The sequence below is a fragment of the Paraburkholderia sp. SIMBA_030 genome (assembly GCF_046535245.1).
Lineage (GTDB): Bacteria > Pseudomonadota > Gammaproteobacteria > Burkholderiales > Burkholderiaceae > Paraburkholderia.
In genome coordinates, this window is record NZ_JAWRXB010000265.1 from 1 (window position 1) to 302 (window position 302).

Consider the following 302-nt stretch of genomic DNA (forward strand, 5'->3'; position numbering starts at 1 on the left):
CGGTGCCCGACTTGCTGTCCGGGAAGTAGTTGCAATGCACGGCGACGATGTTGCCGTCGGCATCCTTCTCCGCGCCCGTGCATTCCACGACGAAGCCGTACTTCAGGCGCACCTTGTTGCCCGGGAACAGGCGGAAATAGCCCTTGGGCGGCGTTTCCTGGAAGTCCTCGCGCTCGATCCACAGTTCACGCGAGAACGTGAATTCGCGGACGCCGCGCTCCGGATGATGCGGATGCACCGGCGCGCTGCACTGCTCCGACTGACCTTCGGGATAGTTGTCGACGATCAGCTTGAGCGGATCG

At 62.9% G+C, this 302-nt stretch carries 1 pseudogene; it reads right to left on the minus strand.

Annotated elements, in window-relative coordinates:
- A pseudogene (locus SB772_RS39945) lies at window positions 1-302 on the minus strand (glutamine--tRNA ligase); the annotation flags it as partial.